General features: G+C 58.2%; 25 protein-coding genes and 1 riboswitch. Of the genes, 11 read left to right on the forward strand and 14 right to left on the reverse strand.

Features of this window, described 5'->3' with window-relative positions; all coding sequences use genetic code 11:
* The first annotated feature begins 85 nt into the window (after positions 1-85).
* The gene (locus tag DSD31_RS17515) at positions 86-1,192 is read left to right on the forward strand and encodes an ABC transporter permease (RefSeq protein ID WP_100663084.1); all 1,107 of its coding nucleotides are present in this window, start codon (positions 86-88) and stop codon (positions 1,190-1,192) included.
* Between the two features lie 206 nt (positions 1,193-1,398).
* Here the strand turns inward: DSD31_RS17515 and DSD31_RS17520 are convergent, their stop codons facing one another.
* A complete protein-coding gene (locus tag DSD31_RS17520) occupies positions 1,399-1,836 on the reverse strand; it encodes a YbhQ family protein (RefSeq protein WP_015584848.1) in 438 nt (145 codons plus the stop codon).
* 131 nt (positions 1,837-1,967) lie between these two features.
* Between DSD31_RS17520 and DSD31_RS17525 the strand changes: the two genes are divergently transcribed.
* From DSD31_RS17525 to DSD31_RS17535, 3 genes are read left to right on the forward strand one after another with little or no spacing between them, the layout of a single operon-like run.
* Positions 1,968-2,726 carry an endonuclease/exonuclease/phosphatase family protein gene (locus DSD31_RS17525; RefSeq protein WP_113991214.1) on the forward strand — a complete coding sequence of 253 codons (759 nt, stop codon included), beginning with the start codon at positions 1,968-1,970 and terminating at the stop codon, positions 2,724-2,726.
* Positions 2,723-3,967: a cardiolipin synthase ClsB gene (clsB, locus tag DSD31_RS17530; protein WP_004859778.1), complete on the forward strand. Its 1,245-nt coding sequence runs from the start codon at positions 2,723-2,725 to the stop codon at positions 3,965-3,967. The genes DSD31_RS17525 and clsB overlap by 4 nt, the downstream gene beginning before the upstream one ends.
* Positions 3,967-4,932 carry a lysylphosphatidylglycerol synthase domain-containing protein gene (locus DSD31_RS17535; protein WP_004859777.1) on the forward strand — a complete coding sequence of 322 codons (966 nt, stop codon included), beginning with the start codon at positions 3,967-3,969 and terminating at the stop codon, positions 4,930-4,932. The genes clsB and DSD31_RS17535 overlap by 1 nt, the downstream gene beginning before the upstream one ends.
* Before the next feature lie 59 nt (positions 4,933-4,991).
* Here the strand turns inward: DSD31_RS17535 and DSD31_RS17540 are convergent, their stop codons facing one another.
* From DSD31_RS17540 to moaA, 6 genes are all read right to left on the reverse strand, one after another.
* The gene (locus tag DSD31_RS17540; protein WP_004859776.1) at positions 4,992-5,696 is read right to left on the reverse strand and encodes a Bax inhibitor-1/YccA family protein; all 705 of its coding nucleotides are present in this window, start codon (positions 5,694-5,696) and stop codon (positions 4,992-4,994) included.
* Between the two features lie 45 nt (positions 5,697-5,741).
* The gene (gene moaE, locus DSD31_RS17545) at positions 5,742-6,194 is read right to left on the reverse strand and encodes a molybdopterin synthase catalytic subunit MoaE (RefSeq protein WP_004859775.1); all 453 of its coding nucleotides are present in this window, start codon (positions 6,192-6,194) and stop codon (positions 5,742-5,744) included.
* The gene (moaD, locus tag DSD31_RS17550; protein WP_044348188.1) at positions 6,195-6,443 is read right to left on the reverse strand and encodes a molybdopterin synthase sulfur carrier subunit; all 249 of its coding nucleotides are present in this window, start codon (positions 6,441-6,443) and stop codon (positions 6,195-6,197) included. It abuts the gene before it with no gap.
* Complete coding sequence (gene moaC, locus DSD31_RS17555; protein WP_015584850.1) at positions 6,436-6,924, reverse strand: cyclic pyranopterin monophosphate synthase MoaC; 489 nt, start codon at positions 6,922-6,924, stop codon at positions 6,436-6,438. The genes moaD and moaC overlap by 8 nt, the downstream gene beginning before the upstream one ends.
* 3 nt (positions 6,925-6,927) lie before the next feature.
* Positions 6,928-7,440 (reverse strand): molybdenum cofactor biosynthesis protein B, encoded by a 513-nt coding sequence (moaB, locus tag DSD31_RS17560; protein ID WP_004859772.1) that lies wholly within the window; start codon positions 7,438-7,440, stop codon positions 6,928-6,930.
* Positions 7,441-7,462: 22 nt separating this feature from the next.
* Positions 7,463-8,452, reverse strand: coding sequence for a GTP 3',8-cyclase MoaA (gene moaA, locus DSD31_RS17565; protein ID WP_113991215.1), 990 nt, complete (start codon positions 8,450-8,452; stop codon positions 7,463-7,465).
* A riboswitch (molybdenum cofactor riboswitch) is annotated at positions 8,440-8,578 on the reverse strand. Its footprint overlaps the gene before it by 13 nt.
* Before the next feature lie 209 nt (positions 8,579-8,787).
* Here moaA and yvcK point away from each other — a divergent pair.
* The 4 genes from yvcK to pmrB all read left to right on the forward strand — a co-directional run bounded on the left by yvcK (position 8,788) and on the right by pmrB (position 13,222).
* The gene (gene yvcK, locus DSD31_RS17575; protein WP_004859770.1) at positions 8,788-9,693 is read left to right on the forward strand and encodes a uridine diphosphate-N-acetylglucosamine-binding protein YvcK; all 906 of its coding nucleotides are present in this window, start codon (positions 8,788-8,790) and stop codon (positions 9,691-9,693) included.
* Between the two features lie 118 nt (positions 9,694-9,811).
* On the forward strand, positions 9,812-11,458 hold the full coding sequence (eptA, locus tag DSD31_RS17580; protein WP_113991216.1) for a phosphoethanolamine transferase EptA: 1,647 nt from the start codon (positions 9,812-9,814) through the stop codon (positions 11,456-11,458).
* Entirely contained in the window at positions 11,455-12,126 is a 672-nt protein-coding gene (gene pmrA / locus DSD31_RS17585) for a two-component system response regulator PmrA (RefSeq protein ID WP_004859768.1), read from the forward strand. The genes eptA and pmrA overlap by 4 nt, the downstream gene beginning before the upstream one ends.
* A 4-nt stretch (positions 12,127-12,130) precedes the next feature.
* Positions 12,131-13,222 (forward strand): two-component system sensor histidine kinase PmrB, encoded by a 1,092-nt coding sequence (gene pmrB, locus DSD31_RS17590; protein WP_004859767.1) that lies wholly within the window; start codon positions 12,131-12,133, stop codon positions 13,220-13,222.
* A 235-nt stretch (positions 13,223-13,457) separates the two neighbouring features.
* Here pmrB and uvrB read toward each other — a convergent pair whose 3' ends face one another.
* The gene (uvrB, locus tag DSD31_RS17600) at positions 13,458-15,479 is read right to left on the reverse strand and encodes an excinuclease ABC subunit UvrB (protein WP_004859765.1); all 2,022 of its coding nucleotides are present in this window, start codon (positions 15,477-15,479) and stop codon (positions 13,458-13,460) included.
* A 737-nt stretch (positions 15,480-16,216) separates the two neighbouring features.
* On the opposite strand from uvrB, the gene DSD31_RS17605 reads away from it, so the two are divergent.
* The gene (locus DSD31_RS17605) at positions 16,217-16,939 is read left to right on the forward strand and encodes an ABC transporter ATP-binding protein (protein ID WP_004859764.1); all 723 of its coding nucleotides are present in this window, start codon (positions 16,217-16,219) and stop codon (positions 16,937-16,939) included.
* Here the strand turns inward: DSD31_RS17605 and bioD are convergent.
* The 4 genes from bioD to bioB are packed head-to-tail and all read right to left on the reverse strand — an operon-like array spanning position 16,881 to position 20,529.
* Entirely contained in the window at positions 16,881-17,603 is a 723-nt protein-coding gene (gene bioD / locus DSD31_RS17610) for a dethiobiotin synthase (protein WP_004859763.1), read from the reverse strand. The genes DSD31_RS17605 and bioD overlap by 59 nt on opposite strands.
* Positions 17,596-18,351, reverse strand: a complete 756-nt coding sequence (gene bioC, locus DSD31_RS17615) for a malonyl-ACP O-methyltransferase BioC (RefSeq protein ID WP_004859762.1) — start codon at positions 18,349-18,351, stop codon at positions 17,596-17,598. The genes bioD and bioC overlap by 8 nt, the downstream gene beginning before the upstream one ends.
* Positions 18,335-19,492, reverse strand: a complete 1,158-nt coding sequence (gene bioF, locus DSD31_RS17620; protein ID WP_015584852.1) for an 8-amino-7-oxononanoate synthase — start codon at positions 19,490-19,492, stop codon at positions 18,335-18,337. Before bioF ends, bioC begins: the two co-directional genes overlap by 17 nt.
* Positions 19,489-20,529: a biotin synthase BioB gene (bioB, locus tag DSD31_RS17625; protein WP_004859760.1), complete on the reverse strand. Its 1,041-nt coding sequence runs from the start codon at positions 20,527-20,529 to the stop codon at positions 19,489-19,491. Before bioB ends, bioF begins: the two co-directional genes overlap by 4 nt.
* 85 nt (positions 20,530-20,614) lie before the next feature.
* Here bioB and bioA point away from each other — a divergent pair, with 85 nt between their 5' ends.
* Both bioA and DSD31_RS17635 read left to right on the forward strand, forming a co-directional pair.
* A complete protein-coding gene (bioA, locus tag DSD31_RS17630; RefSeq protein ID WP_004859759.1) occupies positions 20,615-21,904 on the forward strand; it encodes an adenosylmethionine--8-amino-7-oxononanoate transaminase in 1,290 nt (429 codons plus the stop codon).
* A gap of 75 nt (positions 21,905-21,979) precedes the next feature.
* On the forward strand, positions 21,980-22,456 hold the full coding sequence (locus DSD31_RS17635; RefSeq protein WP_004859758.1) for a kinase inhibitor: 477 nt from the start codon (positions 21,980-21,982) through the stop codon (positions 22,454-22,456).
* A 166-nt stretch (positions 22,457-22,622) separates the two neighbouring features.
* Here DSD31_RS17635 and DSD31_RS17640 read toward each other — a convergent pair whose 3' ends face one another.
* Both DSD31_RS17640 and hutH read right to left on the reverse strand, forming a co-directional pair.
* On the reverse strand, positions 22,623-24,029 hold the full coding sequence (locus DSD31_RS17640) for an amino acid permease (RefSeq protein ID WP_113991217.1): 1,407 nt from the start codon (positions 24,027-24,029) through the stop codon (positions 22,623-22,625).
* 99 nt (positions 24,030-24,128) lie between these two features.
* Positions 24,129-25,661 carry a histidine ammonia-lyase gene (gene hutH, locus DSD31_RS17645; RefSeq protein WP_113991218.1) on the reverse strand — a complete coding sequence of 511 codons (1,533 nt, stop codon included), beginning with the start codon at positions 25,659-25,661 and terminating at the stop codon, positions 24,129-24,131.
* Position 25,662 lies beyond the last annotated feature (1 nt).

Genomic DNA, 25,662 nt, shown 5'->3' on the forward strand with positions numbered 1-25,662 from the left:
TTTTGCCCGGTGGCGCTATGCTTACCGCGCCTGCGGACCCTGTTGGTCGGGTAAGCGCCGCGCCACCTGACATGAGGAAAGTACTATGTTTCATCGCTTATGGACCTTGATTCGTAAAGAGCTGCAATCGCTGCTGCGCGAACCGCAAACGCGCGCCATTTTGATTATGCCGGTTCTGATTCAGGTGCTGCTGTTTCCCTTCGCCGCAACGCTGGAAGTGACCAACGCGACCATCGCCATCTACAACGAAGACAATGGCCATCACGCGGTAGAACTGACTCAGCGTTTCGCCCGGGCTAAGGCCTTCACTCATGTGATGCTCCTCAAGAGCCCGCAGGAGATCCGCCCGACGATTGATGAACAAAAAGCGCTGTTGCTGATCCGCTTCCCGGCGGACTTCTCGCGCAATCTCGACACCAACCAGCCCGCGCCGCTCCAGCTCTTACTGGACGGACGCAACTCGAACAGCGCGCAAATCGCCGCCAACTACCTCCAGCAGATCGTCAAAAACTATCAGCAGGAGCTGCTGGAAGGGAAAGCGAAGCCGAACAACAGCGAGCTGATCGTGCGCAACTGGTATAACCCGAATCTCGATTACAAATGGTTTGTGGTTCCGTCGCTGATCGCGATGATCACCACCATCGGGGTGATGATCGTCACCTCTCTCTCGGTGGCCCGCGAGCGGGAGCAAGGCACGCTCGATCAGCTGCTGGTTTCGCCGCTGGCCACCTGGCAAATTTTCGTCGGCAAAGCGGTCCCGGCGCTGATTGTCGCCACGCTGCAGGCGAGCATCGTGCTGGCTATTGGCATCTGGGCGTATCAAATCCCCTTCGCCGGTTCGCTGCTGCTGTTTTACTTTACGATGGTCATTTACGGTCTGTCGCTGGTGGGATTTGGTCTGCTGATTTCGTCTTTATGCTCAACCCAGCAGCAGGCTTTCATCGGCGTTTTCGTCTTTATGATGCCGGCGATCCTGCTCTCCGGCTACGTCTCGCCGGTTGAGAATATGCCGCAGTGGCTGCAGGACGTGACATGGATAAACCCGATTCGTCACTTTACTGACATCACCAAGCAGATTTATTTGAAGGATGCGAGTCTGGAGATTGTTTGGGGAAGTTTGTGGCCGCTACTGGTCATAGCGGCCACAACGGGTTCAGCGGCATATGCGATGTTCCGCAGAAAGATCGCCTGATCCCCGTCATCGTTCAGGCTGCCTCGGCGTTGGCTTCCTTACTCACCCCGGTCACATAGCTATCTATGCTCCCGGGGATTCGTCGCGTCGCCGCCTTGATGCAGTCCGAACGCTTTAGGGGATCCTTGCTATCGTTCAGCCTGCCTCGGCGTTGACCTGATTACCCGGTCCGTCCTGGGCCTCGCCCCGTCGGCCCGTTCGCACAGCTATCTGTGCTTCTGGGGATTGGCAGCGTTACCGCCTTGCTGCAACCCGAAGGCTTTCGGGTAACGGTTCTTGTCTTTCGCCAGCAGTGACACCACTGCCGGACCCGCCAGAATCGCCACCCCGGCGACGGCCAGCAGCAGATTGTTATGCAGCACGCGTGACAGCAGCCACAGCACGATAACCGCTACGCCAAAGTACCAGGTGGTGGTGAGTTCCTCAAGGAAATCACCGACATCGCGCCAGCGTGCTTCGTGGTGACGCTGTAAAAACAGCATCGACAGTAACGTGACGCCGTACAGTACGCACAGCCCTAATCCGACACGAACCAGCGCGCCACTCATCCAACCCATCACTAGTACTGCCACGACCAGTAGATGCAACATAATCTGCCAGCAACTGAGGCCAGTTGCGACGCGTACACGTTGTTGCCACTTCATGGCTTCTCTCCTGAAGGATCTTTATCTGTAACTCAGAGTACCGCACTTTACGGAAAATTCCGGAACACCGCATCTTTTTGTGACACCTACTACACTATTTCATTCAGGAAAGTGACATTGACCGGGGAAATATGTCTGAGCAAACGTGCAGATTTTCGTTAAACGTGCTGACAATTAACATCCATAAAGGCTTTACGACGTTTAATCGACGCTTCATGTTGCCGGCACTGCGCGACGCCATTCGCAGCGTCAGCGCCGACATCGTCTGTCTGCAGGAGGTCACCGGGGCGCATGAGATTCATTCGCTGCAGATCGAAAACTGGCCGGACCGCAGCCATTATGAGTTTCTTGCCGATACCCTGTGGAGCGAATACGCCTATGGACGCAACGCAGTCTACCCGGAAGGCCATCACGGCAACGCCGTACTCTCTCGCTTTCCTATTGAATATAATGAAAATATCGATATCTCCGTTGGCAACAGCGAAAAGCGCGGTCTGCTCTACTGCCGAATCGTTCCGCCGCAAAGCGCGGCGCTACATCTGATTTGTGTGCACCTCGGCCTGAGCGCGCGGCAGCGATCGGCCCAGCTGGCGATGCTCGCCAGGCGGGTCAACGACCTGCCCGTCCAGCAGCCGGTGGTGGTGGCCGGCGATTTTAACGACTGGCGCCAGCAGGCCAACCGGGTGCTAAAGGCGCAGGCCGGGCTGGAGGAGATCTTTACCCGCGCCCATGGCCGCCCGGCGAGAACCTTTCCTGCGCGTCTTCCGCTCCTGCGCCTTGATCGGATCTACGTGAAAAATGCGCATGCCAGCCACCCAACGGCGTTGCCACTTCGACCCTGGCGTCACCTCTCTGATCATGCCCCGCTGAGCGTGGAGATTCATCTATGAAATGCAGCTGGCAGGAAGGAAACCGCATCCAGCTCCTGGAGAACGGCGATAACTACTATCCGGCACTGTTTGCCGCCATCGCCCGCGCGCAGCGGAAAGTGATCCTCGAAACGTTTATCTGGTTTGAAGATGACGTGGGCTGGCAGCTGCACGCCGTGCTGTTAAAAGCCGCACGCCGCGGGATACGGGTCGAAGTGCTGCTCGACGGCTACGGTTCCCCCGACCTGAGTGAGCGTTTCGTGAATGAGCTGAGTGCCGCCGGCGTGATTTTTCGCTACTACGATCCGCGCCCGCGTCTGTTCGGCATGCGAACCAATCTGTTTCGCCGCATGCACCGCAAAATTGTGGTGATCGATGAGACGACGGCCTTCGTCGGGGGCATCAATTACTCCGCCGAGCACATGACCGACTATGGCCCGGAGGCAAAACAGGATTATGCCGTTCAGGTGGAGGGGCCGGTGGTGCAGGATATCCTGCAGTTTGAGCTGGAAAATCTCCCGGCCAGCGAAGAGACGCGCCGCTGGTGGCTCAGGCGTCGCCACCAGCCGGCGATCAACCGCAACCCCGGGGAGGCGCAGGCGCTGTTTGTCTGGCGGGATAATCAAGAACATCGCGATGATATTGAACGCCATTATCTCAAGATGCTGGCTAACGCCCGCCGGGAAGTGATCATTGCCAACGCCTACTTTTTCCCCGGCTACCGGCTGCTGCATGCGATGCGTAACGCCGCCCGCCGCGGCGTGCGGGTTAAGCTGATCGTGCAGGGCGAGCCGGATATTCCTATTGTTAAAGTCGGCGCCCGCCTGCTGTATCGCTATCTGGTCAACGGCGGCGTACAGATTTTTGAGTATCGCCGCCGACCGCTGCACGGCAAAGTTGCTCTCGCCGACGACCATTGGGCCACCGTCGGATCGAGCAATCTTGACCCGCTGAGCCTGTCATTAAATCTGGAAGCTAACCTGATTATCCACGATCGCCAGTTTAATCAGACCTTGCGCGACAACCTTAACGGACTGATCGCCGAGGACTGTAAGCAAGTGGACAAGTCGATGCTGCCAAAGCGCAGCTGGTGGAATGTGGGTACCAGCGTGCTGGCCTTCCACTTTCTCCGTCACTTCCCGGCGTGGATAGGCTGGCTGCCTGCCCATACGCCGCATCTGGCGCGGGTCCGCCCGCCGGTGCAGCCAGAAATTGAAACTCAGGATCGGCTGGATGCGACGAATCAGGAGGTGAAACCCTGATGGCAAAATCACACCCTCGCAGGCGGATGGCGAAAAAGATCTTTACCGTCATTTTCTTCCTCGCCGTAACGGCCCTGCTGGTGGTTTATGCGCAAAAAGTGGACTGGCCGGCGGTGTGGAAGGTGATTCGCCACTATGATCGCACCGCCCTGCTCGGCGCGGTGGGGCTGACGATAGCGAGCTACCTGATTTATGGCTGCTACGATCTGCTGGGGCGCGCATGGTGCGGACATAAACTGGCTAAACGGCAGGTGATGCTGGTGTCGTTTATCTGCTACGCCTTTAATCTGACCCTCAGCACCTGGGTTGGCGGTATCGGTATGCGCTACCGCCTCTATTCGCGCCTCGGTTTGAGCGGCGGGACCATTACCCGTATTTTCTCGTTGAGCATCACCACCAACTGGCTGGGGTTTATTCTGCTGGGCGGCGTGATTTTCACCGCAAATCTGGTGGCGCTACCGGCGCACTGGTATATCAGTCAGGACACGCTGCGGCTCATCGGGGGCGGACTGCTGGCGATGAGCGCGCTTTATCTGTGGGCCTGCGCCTTTGCCCGTCGGCGCCATCTGACGATTAAAGGCCAACGGCTGGTGCTGCCTTCATGGCGGTTCGCTCTGCTGCAGATGGCGCTTTCGGTGGCAAACTGGATGGTGATGGGCGCGATTATCTGGCTGCTGATGGCGCAGCAGGTCGATTATTTCCTCGTCCTGGGCGTGCTGCTGGTCAGCAGTATTGCCGGCGTCATTGTGCATATTCCAGCCGGGATCGGCGTGCTGGAAGCCGTTTTTATCGCCATGCTTTCCGCCGAGTCGATTAGCCGCGGGGCGATTATTGCCGCCCTGCTGGCCTGGCGCGCGCTGTATTACTTTTTGCCGCTGCTTATCGCCACCGTCGGCTATCTGCTGCTGGAGAGTCGGGCGAAAACATTACGCGAAAGGAATCAGCGTAAGCTGGCGGACGGATAGGTGAGATGGCGGGGATAATCGGCGCTCCCCGGGCCAGGTGCAGTCCGGGGAGCAAGGCGTTAACGACGGTTGCCGAAAATACGCAGCAGCATCAGGAACAGGTTGATAAAGTCCAGATACAGCGTCAGCGCGCCAAGAATGGAGTACTTACGCAGCGTGGAGGTGTCTCGCGTATCGATCTGCTCGCCGATGTTTTTCAGTTTCTGCGTGTCATAAGCGGTCAGGCCGACGAACACAATCACCCCGATATAGGTAATCGCCCACATCAGCGCTTCACTCTTCAGCCAGAAGTTGACCAGCGAAGCCAGGACAATACCAATTAAGGCCATAAACAGCATGTTGCCGAAACCGCTGAGATCGCGCTTAGTGGTATAGCCATAAAGGCTCATTATCCCAAACATCCCGCCGCTGACCACAAAGGTACTGGCAATCGACGAATAGGTATAGACGAGGAAGATGCTGGATAGCGTCAGTCCGGTCAGCGCCGAATAGAGCATAAACAGCGTGGTCGCCATCCCAGCGCTCAGGCGCTGCACCATCCCGGAAAGCACGAATACCAGCGCCAGCTGGGCGATAATCAAACCAAAAAAGGTTATTTTGCTGGAAAAGACGAACATCATGACCGCCGGCGTATTGGCGGCAAACCAGGCAATGAATGCCGTCAACAGCAGCCCGACCGTCATCCAGCCGTAAACCTGGGCCATATAGGTTTGCAGGCCGCTGCGTGCCTGAATAATGGAATCTGAACGAGGGAATCTGTCCATGACTGTCTCCTGATTAACACGTTTTCTCTTACTAAGCGTACCACACTACCAGCGCTCTGCCGCCTGGCGATCGCTATCGCGTGCATCCACCCAACGTTCGCCTTCCGGTGTCGCTTCCCGCTTCCAGAACGGTGCGCGGGTTTTCAGGTAATCCATAATGAACTCCCCGGCGGCAAAAGCGCTGCTGCGGTGCGCGCTGGTCACGCCAACGAATACAATCTCTTCGCCTGGCCACATTTCGCCGATGCGGTGAATCACCGTCACCCGGCCGAGCGGCCAGCGTTCCCGCGCCAGCTCAACGATTTCCGCCAGCGATTTTTCCGTCATTCCCGGGTAGTGTTCGAGGGTCAGCGCCTTCACGCTATCCCCGAGATTGTGATTACGTACTTTTCCGGTAAAAGTGACCACCGCGCCGTCTTCATCGCGCTCGGCCAACCACGGATATTCGTCGCCGACGCAAAAACGATCGTGGCTGACGATAATACGAGTCTGCGTCATTTAACCTCCCGTAACCGGCGGAAAGAACGCCACTTCGTCGCCGGCCACCAGCGGATGGTCAAAGGGGGCCAGCGTCTGGTTTACCGCCGCCAGCAGCTTGCCCTCTTCCAGCGCCAGCGCCCAACGTTCGCTGCGGCCGGCGAGCTGACGCCGTACGGTTTCGACCGTCGACTGCGCATCGACCTCAAGGGTCAGGGATTCAGTGCCAACCAGTTCGCGCACCTGGGCAAAAAACAGAACCTTAATCATGAGTCTCGTCCGCCTTGAAATCCCCGGATTTGCCGCCGCTTTTCGCCAGCAGACGCAGCGGACCAATCACCATATCTTTTTGCACCGCTTTGCACATATCGTAAATCGTCAGCGCCGCCACGGAAGCAGCGGTCAGCGCTTCCATCTCCACGCCGGTTTTACCGGTCAGACGGCACAGCGACTCGATGCGCACCCGGTTGTGTTCCGGCTGGGCCTGCAAATTGACCTCGACTTTACTCAGCATCAGCGGATGACACAGCGGGATCAGCTCCCAGGTGCGTTTTGCCGCCTGGATACCGGCAATGCGGGCGGTGGCGAAGACATCGCCTTTATGGTGGCTGCCGTCGATGATCATCGCCAGCGTCTCCGGCCGCATTTCAACATAGGCTTCAGCCCGGGCTTCGCGTACCGTCTCGGCCTTGGCAGAAACGTCTACCATGTGCGCCTCGCCGGCGGCGTTAATATGGGTGAGTTGTGACATCGTTTATTTCTTAAGATGAGAGATAAAGTTACATGGGCGCGTACGGGCATCCAGCTGCGGAGCAATGATATTTTCCCACGCGGTGCGGCAGGCTTTGGTTGAGCCCGGCATGGCAAAAATCAGCGTGCGATTCGCCATGCCGGCAATGGCGCGGGATTGCAGCGTCGATGTGCCGATTTCTTCGAAGGAAAGCATGCGGAAAACTTCACCAAACCCTTCGACTTCACGGTCAAACAGCGGTCGCAGCGCCTCCGGCGCCTGATCCCCGTCGGTAAACCCGGTTCCACCGGTGATGAGCACCACCTGCACATCATCGCTGGCTATCCACGCCGAGACCCGGGCGCGGATGTCATAGCGGTTCTCTTTAACAATCGCCTTATCGACAATACGGTGGCCCGCCTCCTGCGCCGCGTCACGCAGCCAGTGGCCGGAGGTATCATCCTCTTCGCCACGTCGGCTGGAAACGGTGAGAATAGCAATACGGGTCGGGTTAAACTCAGCGCTGGCCTGACTCATCTGTTCGCTCCTTTAGAATGAATTATCCGCCAATATACGACAGGTTTTGCGTAATACCGGTGTTGCCCTGATGCAGGAAATGGGTTTGCTTTTTATGGGTTAATGCTTCGGAGATGCGCGCTTCCAGCGCCGCCTGCTGCTGGTCCTCGACAAGCAGGTCGCGCAGATCCACGCCGCCGTCGCCGAACAGACACAGATGCAGCTTGCCTAAGGAGGAGACGCGGAGACGGTTGCAGCTGGCGCAGAAATCTTTCTCGTACGGCATGATTAAGCCAATTTCCCCGGCGTAATCCGGGTGACAAAAGACCTGGGCCGGGCCGTCGCTGCGTTGGCTGATTTGGTGAATCCAGCCGCGACGCAGCAGCTCATCGCGCAGCACCATGCCGGAAATATGGTGACGTCGGAACAGGTCGCTGCCCTCGCCGGTCTCCATCAGCTCGATGAAACGCAGCTGAATGCGTCGGGGTTGGATCCACGCGAGGAAGGTGTCGAGCTGATGATGGTTCACATCGCGCATCAGCACGGTATTGACCTTGACCTTCTCAAAACCGGCGGCAAAGGCGGCATCAATGCCGTCCATGACCTGGTGAAATTTATCCTGCCCGGTAATGGCGTGAAACTGGCGCGCGTCGAGGCTGTCAACGCTGACGTTAATCGCCGTCAGTCCGGCATCACGCCACCGGCTGACGTCGCGCGCAAGACGATAGCCATTGGTGGTGACCGCAATCTGGCGAATCGCGCTGTTTTCACGTACGGCGGCGATGATATCGGCAAAGTCGCGGCGCAAAGAGGGTTCGCCGCCGGTCAGCCGCACCTTCTCGGTGCCGAGCGCAGAGAAAGCGCGCGTGACGCGACGTACTTCATCAACGCTGAGAAAGCCTTTGTTGGTGACCGCGCCGGGTTTGTAACCATCCGGCAGGCAGTAGGTGCAACGAAAGTTACACACATCGGTAATTGACAGGCGCAAGTAATAAAACTTACGCGCAAATGCATCGGTAAGCTGTGAAGCCATATACACCTTTCCAAGTACGGGAGACGCGGTCATTTCTTCCCACGCCCTGGTGACAAGCGAGGCTGTCACGGCCAAAGCACCATATCTTGCGACACAGGCACAGAGGCTAGAGTGTTAACTGGTTTATGCCGATAGTAGCGCGGAAACGGCAGTTTCGCCATTCTCACTTTCGTTATATAATTATGTATATATCGACACGATCGTGCATTTTCGATACAGAATAGCTAAAAACCAGGCTTTTGCATTGATATCGGTCATTTTGTCAGGATCCGGGCATCGTCTTTTAGGGGTAGATCGGTTACTGTGAGCCCGTTTAATTGAGATAAGGAATGTGTATGCGCACTCGTACGTTCGCCGATCTGGATCGCGTCGTGGCACTTGGCGGAGGGCACGGTCTGGGCCGGGTGATGTCATCACTCTCATCGCTCGGATCACGTCTTACCGGGATCGTCACGACTACCGATAACGGCGGCTCCACGGGGCGGATTCGCCGTTCCGAAGGCGGCATTGCCTGGGGCGATATGCGCAACTGCCTTAACCAGCTGATCGCTGAACCCAGCATTGCTTCGGCGATGTTTGAGTACCGTTTCTCCGGTAATGGCGAACTTTCCGGGCATAACCTCGGAAATCTGATGTTAAAGGCCCTGGATCACCTGAGCGTGCGGCCTTTAGAGGCGATCAATTTAATCAGAAATCTGCTAAAAGTGGACGCATTCCTGATCCCGATGTCGGAACAACCGGTAGATCTGATGGCCATTGACCATGAAGGCCATGAAGTCTACGGCGAAGTCAATATCGACCAGCTGCCCCGCGTGCCGAAGGAGCTGATGCTCTCCCCGCCGGTGCCGGCGACCCGCGAAGCGGTAGAGGCTATCGCAGAAGCCGATTTAATCCTGATTGGCCCCGGAAGTTTCTATACCAGCCTGCTGCCGATTCTGCTGCTCGATGAGATGGCGCAGGCGCTGCGCCGAACGCCGGCGACAATGGTCTTTATCGACAATCTCGGCAAAGAACACAGCCCGGCGGCGAATCTGACGCTGGCGGACAGGGTCGGGATTATGGAGCACTATATTGGCAAGCGGGTGATCGATGCCATCGTTGTTGGGCCGAAAACCGATACGACCGGTCTGGAAAACCGGGCGATCGTGCAGACGCCGCTGGATGCCGCGGATGTTCCCTATCGCCACGACCGGGTGCTGTTACGTAACGCGCTGGAAAAAGCGATCCAGACCTTAGGTTAGCCCGCTGGAGGCGAGAAGGCGCGGGTAACGACGCGCCAGACCTTTATATTAAAATATTAAGGTTGTCTTAAAATAAAGGTGGCACCATGGCAACTATCTTAGTCCCAGGATTGTTGCTATGTCGTTATTCACTTTACGTCGGCCGGTCATGAGCCGTACGGTTTATCTGATTATTTTTGCCCTCTATGTCGGGCTGCTGCTCAATCTCGCGTTCTATCGTCAGGTGTTCACTCTGCTGCCGGTAAACAGCCTGCACAACTGGCTGGTGTTCCTCAGCATGCCGGTGGTTGCCTTCAGCGTGATGAATATTCTCACCACGCTCGCCTCCTTCCTCAAGCTCGACCGCCTCGTTATTAGCCTGTTTATTCTGCTGAGCGCCTCGGCCCAGTATTTTATCTGGACCTTCGGCGTCGTCATTGACCGCGCCATGATTACCAACATTCTGGATACCACGCCGGCGGAAAGCTTCGCCCTGATGTCCGGTAAGATGGTGCTGACGCTGGGACTGTCCGGTGTTCTGATGGTCGCCCTCGCCTGGTGGATAAAAATCAGTAAAGCCAAAACAGTGTGGCGCAGCATCGCGGTACGTCTGCTGAATATCCTCGTATCGGCCCTGCTGATCGTTCTGGTCGCTGCGCTGTTTTATAAAGATTACGCCTCGGTCTTTCGCAACAATAAAGAGCTGGTGAAATCCCTGAGTCCCTCCAATAGCATCGTTGCCATCAACTCGTGGTATGCGCACAACAAGATGGACAACCTGCCGCTGGTAAACATTGGCGAAGATGCCGTGCAAAAACCCGAAATGCACAGCGGCCCGCGCAAAAACCTGACCATTCTGGTGCTGGGAGAGACGTCGCGCGCGCAGAATTTCTCACTGGGCGGCTACGAACGCGAGACCAACCCGCGACTCAAACAAGACGATGTCATCTACTTTGCGAATACCACCTCCTGCGGCACGGCGACCGCGGTGTCGGTACCCTGCATGTTCTCCAATATGCCGCGGGCGCATTACGATGAAGAGCTGGCCCATCATCAGGAAGGCGTTCTCGACATCCTGCAACGCGCCGGCATTCGGGTGCTGTGGAACGACAACGATGGCGGCTGTAAGGGCGCCTGCGATCGCGTCCCGCATCAGAACGTGACCGACCTGAACCTGACCGGCCAGTGCATCGATGGCGAATGTTACGATGAAGTGTTGTTCCATAATCTGGAGAGCTATATCGATAATCTGCAGCAGGACGGGATTATCGTGCTGCACACCATCGGTAGCCACGGTCCGACGTATTACAATCGCTACCCTACTGAATTCAAAAAATTCACCCCAACCTGCGATACCAACGAAATCCAGAGCTGCACCCAGCAGCAGCTGACGAATACCTACGATAATACAATTCTGTATATCGACTATATAGTTGATAAAGCGATAAAATTATTGCAGTCAAAGCAGGATAAATTCACCACCAGCCTCGTTTACCTCTCCGATCACGGTGAGTCGCTGGGGGAAAATGGCGTCTATTTACACGGCCTGCCGTGGTCAATCGCCCCGGAAACGCAAAAACATGTGCCGATGCTGCTCTGGTTATCCGAGGATTACCAACAGCGCTATGGCGTTTCCAGCCAGTGTCTGCAACAAAGAGCTAAAACAGACCCTTATTCTCAGGATAATCTGTTTTCTACCCTGCTCGGACTCCTTGGGGTCGATACCCGCGAGTACCAGGCAACCGATGATATTTTAACGCCGTGCAGAAGCGAGACCGCCAGATGAAAATCTTAGTCATTGAAGACGACGCACTCCTGTTACAAGGCCTGATCCTGGCAATGCAAAGCGAGGGATACGTCTGTGATGGCGTCGCCACTGCTCACGAGGCCGCCCTGTCCCTCGCCAGCAACCATTACAGCCTGATCGTACTCGATCTCGGCCTGCCGGATGAAGATGGCCTGCACTTCCTGATGCGCATGCGTCGGGAAAAATTCAGCCAGCCGGTGCTGATCCTGACCGCCCGCGATACCGTTGAAGATCGCATCAGCGGTCTCGACACCGGCGCAGATGACTATCTGGTGAAACCTTTCGCGCTGGAAGAGCTGAACGCCCGCATCCGCGCGCTGCTCCGCCGCCATAATAACCAGGGCGACAACGAAATGGCCGTGGGCAACCTGCGGCTGAACATGACTCGTCGCCTGGTGTGGCTGGGCGGCGAGGCGCTGGACCTGACGCCGAAAGAGTACGCCCTGCTCTCTCGCCTGATGATGAAAGCGGGCAGCCCGGTACACCGTGAAATTCTCTACAACGATATCTACAGCTGGGACAATGAACCCGCCACCAATACGCTGGAGGTTCATATCCATAACCTGCGCGAAAAAGTGGGTAAAGCCCGTATTCGTACCGTCAGGGGGTTTGGCTATATGCTGGTGAACAATTCAGGAACGGAATAACGCCATGGCACTGTTCGCAAGTGAAACCTGGACCATGCGTCACCGTCTGCTGCTGACGATCGGCACTATTCTGGTGGTCTGTCAGCTGATCAGCGTTTTCTGGTTATGGCACGAAAGCAAAGAGCAGATTCAGCTGCTGGTGGCGAGCGCCATCGAAGGGCATAACAACCAAAAGCACGTTGAACACGAAGTGCGCGAGGCGGTCGCGAGTCTGTTAATACCCAGCCTGCTGATCGTCGGTCTGGCGCTGTATATCAGTCTGGTGGCGGTGAGAAAAATCACCCGACCGCTGTCGAATCTGCAAACTGAGCTGGAGAGCCGTACGCCGGATAACCTGCAGCCGATTACGCTGACGGAGTCGGTTCCGGAAGTGACGGCGGTGACGACAGCGATTAACCAGCTGGTTTCTCGCCTTAACTTAACCCTCGATCGCGAACGTCTGTTCACCGCTGACGTCGCGCACGAGCTGCGTACCCCGCTGGCGGGACTGCGTCTGCATCTCGAACTGATGGCGAAAGTACACCACGTGGAGGTGGGTCAGCTGATCCAGCGTCTGGATCAGATGACCAACAGCATCTCACAGCTGCTGCAGCTGGCGCGCGTCGGGCAGTCATTTTCCGCCGGGAGCTACCAGCGCGTGCTGCTGAAAGAGGATGTGGTCGAACCGATTCGCGGTGAGCTGGAGAGCATGCTGGAACAGCGCCAGCAGACGCTGGCGCTCGCCCTCCCCGAGGGGGATGATGCCAAAGATGTTGTTGTCTCCGGTGATGCCACGCTGCTGCGCGTTGTGCTGCGCAATCTGGTGGAGAATGCGCATCGCTATAGCCCGGCAGGGTCGAAGATAAAAATCGCCATACAGGCCGGTACAACGCCGGTTATGGCCGTGGAAGATGAAGGTCCGGGGATTGATGAAGCGAAAAGCGGCGAGCTGAGTAAAGCATTTGTCCGTATGGACAGCCGCTACGGGGGAATTGGCCTGGGATTAAGTATTGTGACGCGCATCGTTCAGCTGCACGATGCCCAGTTTTTCTTACATAACCGCCAGCCTGGCCCCGGCGTTCGAGGCTGGATTCAGTTTCCTAAGCCTTCGCGTTAGAACGTCAGCACCCACTGATGGACAAAAGCGACAACCACAACAAACGCACAGGTAAGGGCCAGAGACTCACGGAAGGTTAATTTTTGCATGACACTATCCTCATCAGAATGAGGATAGTGTCGCCTGGCAAGATTAAGCAGACATTAAGCCAGCCAGAAAACGCCGCGGAATAGCAAAAAATCGGCGTCCCGTCACACTGCCTGGCTCCACGCGCAGCGCATCGCGTCCTGCGGGATCAGGACGCCGCAATAAACAGCTCGCGGAGCTGATGCAGCTGGTCACGAATTTGCGCGGCTTCTTCGAACTCCAGATTCTGCGCATGTTGCATCATCTGCCCTTCCAGCTCGTGAATTCTCTGCTGCAGCGCTTTTGGCGTCAGCAGCACCTCAGGCGTATCCGCCTCAACCGGCGAACGTGATTTTCCGCGGCCCTTGGCTTTCGTCTTCGCCAGATTGCTGCCCAGTTGCAGAATATCGACCACTTTTTTATTCAGCCCCTGCGGGGTGATACCGTGCTCTTCGTTATAGCGCTGCTGCTTCTCACGGCGACGCTCGGTCTCGCTGATGGCTTTGGCCATCGAAGCGGTAATTTTATCGCCATACAGAATCGCTTTACCGTTGATATTACGCGCGGCGCGACCGATGGTCTGAATCAGCGAGCGTTCCGAACGCAGGAAGCCCTCTTTATCGGCATCCAGAATTGCCACCAGCGACACTTCCGGCATATCCAGCCCCTCACGCAGCAGGTTGATACCCACCAGAACATCGAACTCGCCCAGCCGCAGGTCGCGGATGATCTCCATACGCTCCACGGTATCAATATCGGAGTGCAGGTAGCGCACGCGCTCGCCGTGCTCTTCGAGATACTCCGTTAAATCTTCCGCCATCCGTTTGGTCAAAGTGGTGACCAGCACGCGCTCGTTGATGGCGACGCGGATGCGAATCTCCGACAGCAGGTCATCGACCTGAGTCGCCACTGGCCGCACTTCAATCAGCGGGTCAAGCAGCCCGGTCGGACGTACCACCTGATCGACCACCTCATCGCCAGATTTATCCAGCTCATAAGGCCCCGGCGTCGCCGAGACGTAAATGGTCTGCGGCGCCAGCGCCTCAAACTCTTCGAACTTCAGCGGACGGTTATCCAGCGCCGACGGCAGACGGAAGCCGTACTCCACCAGCGTCTCTTTGCGCGCCCGATCGCCGCGGTACATGCCGCCGATTTGCGGAATAGTGACGTGGGATTCGTCAATCACCAGCAAACCGTCTGCCGGCAGGTAATCAAACAGCGTCGGCGGCGGTTCGCCCGGCCCGCGCCCGGAAAGATAGCGCGAGTAGTTTTCGATGCCCGAGCAGTAGCCCAGCTCGTTCATCATTTCGAGGTCGAACTGGGTACGCTGGCTCAGGCGCTGCTCTTCCAGCAGCTTGTTGTTTTCCAGCAGCACTTTACGCCGCTCCGCCAGCTCGACTTTTATCTCTTCCATCGCCTGAACGATTCGCTCGCGTGGCGTCACGTAGTGCGTTTTCGGGTAGATGGTATAGCGTGGAATCGTCGATTCCACCTGACCGGTGAGCGGATCGAACAGCGACAGCCGCTCAACCTCTTCATCGAACAGCTCGATACGCAGCGCAATATCGTCGGATTCCGCCGGGAAGACGTCGATCACTTCGCCGCGCACGCGGAAGGTGCCGCGCTGGAAGGCCTGATCGTTACGGGTATACTGCAGCTCCGCCAGGCGGCGTAAAATCGCCCGCTGGTCGATCAGCATGCCGGTGGTCAGGTGCAGCATCATCTTCAGGTAGAGATCCGGGTCGCCCAGACCGTAGATAGCCGATACCGAAGCCACTACCACCACATCGCGCCGCTCAAGCAGCGCTTTGGTCGCCGACAGACGCATCTGCTCGATATGCTCGTTCACCGACGCGTCTTTCTCGATGAAGGTGTCCGAGCTCGGCACGTAGGCTTCAGGCTGATAGTAATCGTAGTAGGAGACGAAATATTCCACCGCATTGTCCGGGAAGAACTCTTTCATTTCGCCGTACAGCTGTGCTGCCAGGGTCTTATTCGGCGCCAGCACCATCGTCGGACGCTGAAGATCGGCGATAACGTTAGCAATGGTGAACGTCTTGCCCGACCCGGTCACCCCCAGCAGCGTTTGGTGCGCCAGGCCATCTTCCAGCCCCTCTTCCAGGCGGCGGATAGCCTCCGGCTGGTCGCCAGAAGGACGGAATGCGGAATGCAGCGTGAACGTTTTACTCATATGTCTGGCCCTGAAGAAGGATGAAGCGCCTGGTGATATACGGCAGGTGTTTAATTCTACCCTTCACGCTCACTTTTGCCAATAAATAATACTGGATATAAAAACAGTATTCTATTATTGTTTGTGCCTGAAATCGCCCGCGCGCGCGTCGTTTTGGGGTAAAAAAAGACCATCCTGCAGAATAATCCGCCAGAGAGTAGGGTTATCCCCAAAAAAATTTATCATTTAACATTTGTCAAGCAAGGTGGTGAATCTTTTGTGGCATCAGGTGACACTTTCCTTACAGCCATTGCTTTTATTCAACTAATTGATATTTAATGATATTAAACAAAAGATGGGTTTCGCGCCAATTCAGCCGCAGGCCGCGTAATCTCTAGCTTACCGCAAGTTCTCTAACTCTAATACACAAGGTTATCCACAGGAATAGTGGATAAGTGTCTGCAGGCCATGCCTTCTGCCACCCCGCAGAAATCGACCGCCGGTGAAAATCGACCGCCTAAAAAAAATTATCGAATTATTTTTGATATTTATCAGCTAAGGGTGCCTGCTTTTTTGTTGCTTTCTGCACCATTTTTCATACCCCTTAGCACCGGGAGAGTGCAACCGCCTCGCTGACCCGCCTTCGCCCCGCCCCGCGGCAGCTGCCCGTACGGGAAAAAACCGAAACATCTTTTTCCTGGCAAGAGATTTGCAGAATCTTCATGTCGCCCGCTATCCCCAAACAGGAGAAAACGTCTATGTTGAGTCTACGCGCAGTCAATCAGTACTACGGAAATCAGCACACGCTATGGAATGTCGACCTTGAACTTCAGCCGGGGGAGTGCACCTGTGTGATGGGACTCCAGGGGATGGGGAAAACCACGCTGGTGAACTGCATTACCGGACATCTTCCGGTCGCCAGCGGCAGTATGACCTGGCATGACATCGGCTCGCCGCCCTGCGATATCACGCCGCTCTCCGCCCATTCCCGCTCGATTATTGGCATCGGCTATGTCCCGCAGGACAGGCGGATCTTTTCTCAGCTGAGCGTGGAGGAGAATCTGCATATTGCGCTGGCCGCCGGAGGGAACCCGGGCGGCGCCGTAAAGGGGGAGATTTACGATTTTTTCCCGGAGCTCTACGCACGACGTCAGCATAAAGCCGCGATGTTGTCAGAAGATGACCAGTACCAGCTGGCGCTGGCGAGAGCGCTGGTTGTCCGGCCGCGTCTGCTGATTCTTGATGAACCTTCGCGTGGCAGCGGACAACACTTCGTGCATAAGCTGGGTGACCTGCTGGTGCGCCTGAACCGCGACATCGGTTTAACGGTGCTGCTGGCGGAACAGCACCTGCCGTTTATTCGCCGGGTGGCGGACCGTTTTTGCCTGCTGCATCGCGGGCGTAACGTGGCGCAAGGCCGCGTTATCCAGCTGGATGAACCGCTGCTGGCACAGTGGATGACGCCCGATCCAGCGCGCTGAGATCCAGATACTGGCCGAGATCCTCACGTCGCGACGCGTCCGCCAGCCATGGGATCTCGCCCAGCAACGGGGCCGCAAGTCGATCGTTGAGGGTCGCCAGATATTCCGCATGGCGTTTACCCGGCGGCTGGATGTCGTTTGCAATCCAGCCCACCAGCGGCAGCCCGGCCTGACGTACCGCCTGGGCCGTCAGCAGCGCGTGGTTGATGCAGCCGAGTTTAATGCCGACCACCAGAATGACCGGCAGCCGTTCGTCGCGTACCCAGTCGGCAAAACTCAGCGTCGCGGATAGCGGCGTAAACCAGCCTCCCGCTCCCTCCACCAGCACCCATTCCGCCAGCGTCTCCAGTTCACGCAGCCCGGCAGAAAGCGCATCGCCGGTAATCGGCCGCCCCTCTTCCGCGCTCACGATATGCGGTGAGGTCGGTTCGGCAAAGGTAAAGGGGTTGACCTGCGCATAGTTCAGCGCCACACCGCTATTGCGCTGGAGTGCCAGCGCATCATCGTTACGCAGCCCGTGCGCCGTCAACTCACTCCCGGAGGCGACCGGTTTATAGCCCGCGCACTTCAGACCTGACAGCTTCGCCGCCTGCAACAGGGCGCAGCTGGTGACCGTTTTACCGACTTCTGTGTCGGTTCCGGTGACGAAAAAACGTTTAGTCACGTTCAATGACTCCTGTAAAAAGATGGTACGTCAGCGGGCACTGGCCCTGCTGTTTTGGCCAGGCCAGCTGCAGCTGACGCAGTTTTCCCCGGCTCAACGGCGCCGCGCTGCGCCCCTGATGCAAGTGTGTTGCCCCAATCCCTTTGAGCGAACGCATCGCGCTCAGAGCATCGGCAAACGGCAGGCTGACGGCGTGAACCTCGCCAACGGCTCGCCGCCCGGCCAGCGCCTCGCGCACCGCCCGTTCGCTGAGAAAGCGGTTGGCATGGGGATGGGTGTCAATGGCGCGCCAGGCCTGATTCAGCTCGGGAAGCGAATCGGCCAGCAAGGTGGTGAACGCGACCCGACCGCCGGGGCGCACCACCCGGCACAGCTCATCGAGCGCGCCGGACAGACTCTCGCACCACTGAACCGCCAGATTGCTCCACGCCAGATCGACGCAGGCATCGGCCAGCGGCAGCGACTCAATATCCCCGGCAAGATAACGATGCGCGCACGCGTTGCGCTGGGCCTGCGCCAGCATCTCAACCGAGAGATCGAGCGCCGTCACATGACTGCCGACCTCGCGCCAGTAGCGACTCATGCTGCCGGGGCCGCAGCCGGCGTCGAGGACCGCTGAAAAAGGGCGGCCATGAAGCTGACGCAGCAGCAGTTCAGCGCTGTAACGCTGCAGCGCGTCATGTTGCGAATAGTGGGTGGCCGCCCGGCCAAAGGCCGCAGCCACCGCCCGTTTATTCACCGCCGCCATGCAGCACCTCCAGCAGACGGGTAATATCAGTCGGCTCATGGGCCGCGGTCAGCGTCAGGCGCAGCCGCGCGCTGCCTGCCGGCACCGTCGGCGGACGAATGGCCGTCGCCCAGCAGCCCTGCTCACGCAGGCGCGCCGCCAGCTGCAACGCCCGCGTATTGTCACCCACGATCAGCGGCTGAATCGCGCTGGTCGAGGCGCTCAGCTCCCCCGGAAAATCCGCCATACCGTCGCGAAATTGCGCCACGCGGCTGGCCAGTTTTTCCCGCCGCTGCCGGCCATCATCGCTGCGGATCACCGCCAGCGCGGCGCTCAGCGCAACCGCCTGGGCCGGCGGCATGGCGGTGCTGTAAATCAGATGTCGGGCAAACTGCAGCAGATAGTCCGCCAGCGCCTCGTCGCACAGGATCGCCGCGCCGCTGACGCCAAAGGCTTTACCGAAGGTCACGACCAGCAGTTCCGGGCGGACGTTTTGCGCGTGACAGCTGCCGCGCCCTTCATCGCCCACGACGCCAATACCATGCGCATCGTCCACCAGCAGCCAGCCGCCGGCCGCCCGGGTCGTTGGGGCAATATCGCGAAGCGGTGCACTATCGCCATCCATGCTGAACACCCCTTCCGTCACCACCAGCTGTTGCCCCGTCAGCGGCTTACCGAGAAGTTCACTCAACTGCTGCACGTCGTTGTGCGCAAAGCGTCTGAGCTGCGCCGGGCTCAGGCTGGCCGCTTCGAGTAAAGAGGCGTGGCTCAGGCGATCCGCAACGATGCGATCGTCCCTGGCGAGCAGCGCGGTAATCAGCGCCTGGTTGGCGGCAAACCCGGAAATAAACAGCAGCGCGCGCGGATATCCCAGCCAGTCCGCCAGGCTCTCTTCCAGTTCACGATGCGCCTCGCTGTAACCGCTGACGTGGCCGGATCCGCCGGAACCCACGCCATAACGCGCCGCCCCCTGCTGCCAGGCGGCGATAATCTGCGGATGCTGGCTCAGTCCGAGATAATCATTGCTGGAGAAATTCAGCCAGCGCCGATCTTCACGGATAAGCCAACGCCCGGCACCCTGCGCCACCGGCTGGCGGCGACGGAATGCATCCGCCTGCCGCCGCTCGCTCAGCGCCTGGTCGATGCGTTGCTGCCAGCTCATAGCACCGCCGCGTTGTAGTATTCCTCGGTATCGGGGTTATTCAGCGCATGTTCCAGACGCTGCTGTTGCTCGTTATCGCCTTCCAGCACCGCCGTCTGCTGCGGGTTAAGCCCCAGTTTGCGGAACAGCTGCAGGTCTTTGTCCTCTTCCGGGTTCGGCGTGGTCAGCAGCTTGCAGCCGTAGAAAATCGAGTTCGCCCCGGCCATAAAGCACATCGCCTGGGTCTGTTCGTTCATCTGCTCGCGGCCGGCGGAAAGACGCACGTACGAGGTCGGCATCATGATGCGCGCCACCGCAATGGTGCGGATAAAATCGAAAGCATCGACATCGTCGTTATCGGCCAGCGGCGTGCCCTTCACCTTAACCAGCATGTTGATCGGCACGCTTTCCGGCGGCGTTGGCAAATTAGCCAGCTGTAACAGCAGGCCAGCGCGATCTTTCTCGGTTTCGCCTAAGCCGACGATCCCGCCGGAACACACCTTAATCCCGGCGTCACGCACTTTGTCGAGGGTGTCCAGGCGCTCCTGATAGGTGCGGGTGGTAATGATGTTGCCGTAAAATTCCGGCGAGGTATCGAGGTTGTGATTGTAGTAGTCCAGCCCGGCTCCCGCGAGGCGCTGCGCCTGGGTGTCGGTCAAGGTGCCGAGCGTCATGCAGGATTCGAGCCCCAACGCTTTGACGCCTTTGACCATTTGCTCCAGATACGGCATATCGCGATCGTTGGGGTTCTTCCAGGCGGCCCCCATGCAGAAGCGCGTTGATCCGGCATTTTTTGCCTGGCGCGCGGACTCCAGCACCTGCTCAACTTCCATCAGACGCTCCGATTCGAGACCGGTTTTGTAGCGCGCGCTTTGCGGGCAATATTTACAATCTTCCGGACAGGCGCCGGTTTTGATCGACAGCAGCGTGCTGACCTGGACCTGACGCGGATCGAAGTGCTGGCGATGGGTCTGCTGCGCTTCAAACAGCAGATCTAACAATGGTTTATTAAACAACTCAGTAACTTGCGACATTGTCCAGCGTGCGTGGTGAGCCATTGGCCTCTCCAAAGGGTTTTGTTAATTGTCGGTTCGGTTTATACTCGTAAACCTAAATGTTTTCAAAATGGTTTACAAGTCACTTATGACAACGGACGATCTCGCCTTCGATCGGCGCCACATTTGGCACCCCTACACCTCCATGACTTCTCCTCTGCCGGTCTATCCGGTGGTTTCCGCCCACGGCTGCGAGCTGTCCCTCGCCGGCGGAGAGCAGCTGATTGACGGGATGTCATCCTGGTGGGCGGCAATCCACGGCTACAATCACCCTCGTTTAAACGCCGCGATGAAAGCGCAGATTGACCAGATGTCGCACGTGATGTTTGGCGGTATCACCCACCCTTCGGCGGTGGCGCTGTGCCGCCAGCTGGTGGCGATGACTCCGGAGTCGCTGGAGTGCGTATTCCTCGCCGACTCCGGCTCGGTCGCGGTGGAAGTGGCCATGAAGATGGCCCTGCAGTACTGGCAGGCAAAAGGCGCAGCGCGGCGGCGCTTTCTCACCTTCCGCAACGGCTACCACGGCGATACCTTTGGCGCGATGTCGGTCTGCGATCCGGATAACTCCATGCACAGTTTGTGGCAGGGCTATTTGCCGGATAACCTGTTCGCCCCGGCGCCGCAAAGCCGCTTTGGCGGCGAGTGGGATGAACGGGATATGGTGCCGTTTGCCCGCCTGATGGCGGCCCATCGGGATGAGATCGCGGCGGTCATTCTCGAACCGGTCGTACAGGGTGCCGGCGGCATGAGGATGTATCATCCTGAGTGGCTGAAGCGCATCCGCAAGATGTGCGATCGTGAGGGCATTCTGCTGATTGCCGATGAGATTGCCACCGGATTTGGCCGGACCGGCAAGCTGTTTGCCTGCGAACACGCGGATATCGCCCCGGATATTCTGTGTCTCGGCAAAGCGCTGACCGGCGGAACCATGACGCTGTCGGCTACCCTCACCACCCGTTCGGTGGCCGAGACCATCAGCGACGGCGAAGCCGGCTGCTTTATGCACGGCCCGACCTTTATGGGCAATCCGCTGGCCTGCGCGGTGGCGACAGAAAGTTTGCGTCTGCTGGAAAGCGGCGAATGGCAAGGCCAGGTCGCCGCGATTGAAGCGCAGCTTAATGTCGAGCTGGCTCCGGCACGGGAATCCCCGCTGGTCGCCGATGTCCGCGTGCTGGGCGCCATCGGCGTGGTGGAAACTTGCCGCCCGGTCAATATGGCCGCGCTGCAGCGCTTCTTCGTCGAACAAGGCGTATGGATTCGCCCGTTCGGCCGCCTGATTTACCTGATGCCACCGTACGTGATTACCCCGCGGCAGCTGACGCGCCTGACCCAGGCGGTTAACGCGGCGGTGCTCAACGAAACATTTTTTCGCGAATAAGTAGCAGAAACTGGCCGTCAACAGGACTACACTTCTTTGTTAATCAGTTGATTATCCCAGAGGAGACGAGACGGCATGAACCTAATCAGTCACGATCTGCAGGATGGCGGGAAATTGCCCCACCGCCATGTATTTAACGGCATGGGCTACGATGGCGATAATATCTCGCCGCATCTGGCGTGGGACGAGGTGCCTGACGGAACTAAAAGCTTTGTGGTGACCTGTTACGATCCCGATGCGCCCACCGGCTCCGGCTGGTGGCACTGGCTGGTCGCCAATCTACCGGCGGAAACGCGCGAACTACCGCAGGGAGCCGGCTCCGGTCTGGCCCCGCTGCCGGCCAGCGCAATCCAGACCCGCACCGATTTCGGCCTCCCCGGCTACGGCGGCGCGGCGCCGCCAAAAGGGGAAAGCCATCGCTACATCTTTACGGTGCATGCGCTGGATGTCGAGAAGATCGAGGTCGATGAAGGGGCAAGCGGTGCGATGGTAGGCTTTAACGTCCATTTTCATTCGTTGGGCAGCGCATCCATCACCGCACTGTTTATCTGACTTTCTCCCGTCAGTCCCTCCCCGGATAGCGGCTGACGCCTTATCCGGGCGACCTGACACCCCCTTTGTGGCCCGGTAAACCTGGCCCGGGGCGCGAATTACGCCACCCGGGATACCTGACAGCCCCTTTGTAGCCCCGGTAAGCGCAGCGCCACCGGGGACTCATTCAGCTCGAAGATGACTGCTCAGCCACCGGCATCCGCACGGTTTTTTTGACTTTCGCATACCAGATAATCGTCAGCAGCCCAAGCCAGACCAGACCGGCGATCAGCGCAATCCGCGTCTCCTCCACCATCCCGAGCACCGCAATCACCAGTCCCATAAACAGCAGGGTCAGCAGCGGCGCAACCGGCCAGAACGGCACCGGGAACGCAATCTGGCGACGTTCTTCTGCCGACAAACCGCGACGCATGGCGAAATGAGCCAGCAGGATCATCAGCCAGACCCATACCGTTGCAAATGCCGCCAGGGAGGCAATCAGCACAAAGACCTGTTCCGGCATCAGATAGTTCAGCACTACCGCCACCAGCAGCGCCACGCCCATCACCACTACCGTCATCCACGGCACGCCGTTGCTGGCGATTCGCTGGAAGCTTTTCGGCGCCATCCCCTCTTTTGCCATGCCGTACATCATGCGACCGGCGCCAAAAATATCGCTATTGATGGCTGAAATACTGGCGCTGATCACGATGATATTGAGGATTGTCGCCACCGCCGGAATCCCCAGGCCGCTAAAAATAAGCACGAACGGGCTGCCCTGCTCGCCAAAGCTGTTCCACGGGAAAATGGCCATCAGGATCGCCAGCGTGCAGACATAGAACAGCACGATACGCAGCGGGATGGTATTAATTGCCTGCGGAATCACTTTCTTCGGGTTCTGCGCTTCCGCCGCGGTCACGCCGATAATTTCGACGCCGCCAAAGGCAAACATCACAATACCCAGCGACGCAACAATTCCCTGCCAGCCGTTCGGCGCGAACCCGCCGTGGCTCCACAGGTTTTCCAGCCCCGTCGCCGGGAAGGCATGACCAAAGCCGAAGAAAATAATGCTGCCGCCGGCGACGATCATCGCAATAATCGCCACCACTTTAATCAGCGACAGCCAGAACTCCATCTCGCCGAAAATGCGCACGTGGCACAAGTTCATCGCGCCGATGAAGAAGATAATACTCAGTACCCAAATCCAGCGCGGCACATCCGGGTACCAGAGCCCCATATAGATACCAAACGCGGTGACATCCGCCAGGGCGACAATCACCATCTCAAAGGTATAGGTCCAGCCGGTAATAAACCCGGCCAGCGGCCCGAGATACTGGCGGGCATAGCTGCCGAAGGAGCCGGAAACGGGGTTGCGTACCGCCATTTCGCCCAGCGCACGCATGACGATAAATACCGCCGCGCCGCCGATCAGATAGGCCAGCAGAACCGCCGGTCCCGCGGCCTTAATGGCGGCGGCAGAACCATAAAACAGCCCGGTACCAATGGCGGAACCGAGCGCGATGAAGCGAATATGTCGGGCATTCAGCCCGCGCAGCAGGTGGGGCTTTTGTGGCGATTGTGGTTGTTGTTGCATATGCAAGTGTCCTGATAATTTTTGTATGACGACAAATATGCGTGTAGGACGGCCGGGGGGAGCTTATCCCCCCGACACGGGTACAGAAAACAACGAGGGTCAGATCTGACCAGGCAAGACGGCAGGGAGCAGTCGCGTCAGGTGGCGCGCAGCCAGAAGCTCAATAGCGTTATCGATATCCGGGGCGAAGAAGCGATCCTGGGTGTAATGCGAAACCCGCTCGCGCAGCAGATGACGCGCCTCTTCCAGCAGCGGACTGCTGGCCAGCCCTTCGCGCATATCCAGCCCCTGGACGGCGGCCAGCCACTCCACGGCCAGCACGCCGCGAGTGTTTTCCGCCATCGCCCACAGACGACGACCGGCAGCCGGCGCCATCGAGACGTGATCTTCCTGGTTTGCCGACGTCGGCAGGCTATCAACGCTGTGCGGGTGCGCCAGCGCTTTGTTCTCACTGGCTAACGCCGCAGCGGTCACCTGCGCAATCATAAAGCCGGAGTTGACGCCGCCATTTTTCACAAGGAAAGGCGGCAGCTGCGACATATGACTGTCCATCATCAGCGCAATACGACGCTCGGACAGCGAACCGATTTCGGCAATCGCCAGCGCAATGTTATCCGCCGCCATCGCTACCGGTTCGGCGTGGAAGTTACCGCCGGAGATTACGTCATTCTCGGCGGCGAAGACCAGCGGGTTATCCGACACCGCATTGGCCTCAATCAGCAGGACTTCCGAGGCCTGGCGAATCTGGGTCAGACAGGCGCCCATCACCTGCGGCTGACAGCGCAGAGAGTACGGGTCCTGCACTTTGCTACAGTTGTGATGCGACTGCGAAATCTCGCTGCTGTCGGTCAGCACATGGCGATACAGCGCCGCAGCGTCAATCTGCCCGCGCTGGCCGCGCGCTTCGTGAATACGCGAATCAAACGGACGACGCGATCCCAGCGCCGCTTCGGTGGTGAGCGCGCCGCATACCACCGCGGAAGCAAACAGATCTTCCGCTTCAAACAGGCCGCGCAGCGCAAACGCCGTCGATGCCTGAGTACCGTTCAGCAGCGCCAGCCCCTCTTTCGCCGCCAGGGTAATCGGCTCGAGACCCACTTTTTTCAACGCCTGCAGCGCCGGCATCCACTCGCCGTCGACGCGGGCTTTCCCCTCACCCAGCAACGTCAGGGACATGTGCGCCAGCGGCGCCAGGTCACCGGATGCGCCGACGGAACCTTTAGCCGGGATCCACGGCGTGACGCCTTTATTCACCAGTTGAATCAGCGCCTGAATGACGCTCAGACGAATCCCGGAGAAGCCGCGGGAAAGGCTGTTAATCTTCAGCACCATAATCAGACGTGCCATGGCATCATCCAGCGGCTCACCAATGCCCGCCGCATGAGACAGCACCAGAGAACGCTGCAGGTTTTCCAGATCGTCCGTGGAGATCCGCGTTGACGCCAGCAGGCCAAAACCGGTGTTAATGCCGTAAGCGGTGCGTCCTTCGGCCAGAATGGCGTTGACGCAGGCGACGCTCTCGTTAATAGCGGCAAAAGCCTGCTCGTCGAGAGTGATGGTCAGCGGATGCTGGAACACCTCGCGTAGCTGCGCCAGACTCAGTTGACCTGGAATCAGAGTTAAGTTTTTCATC

It is taken from the genome of Klebsiella sp. X13, assembly GCF_003323835.1.
Classification (GTDB): domain Bacteria; phylum Pseudomonadota; class Gammaproteobacteria; order Enterobacterales; family Enterobacteriaceae; genus Klebsiella; species Klebsiella ornithinolytica.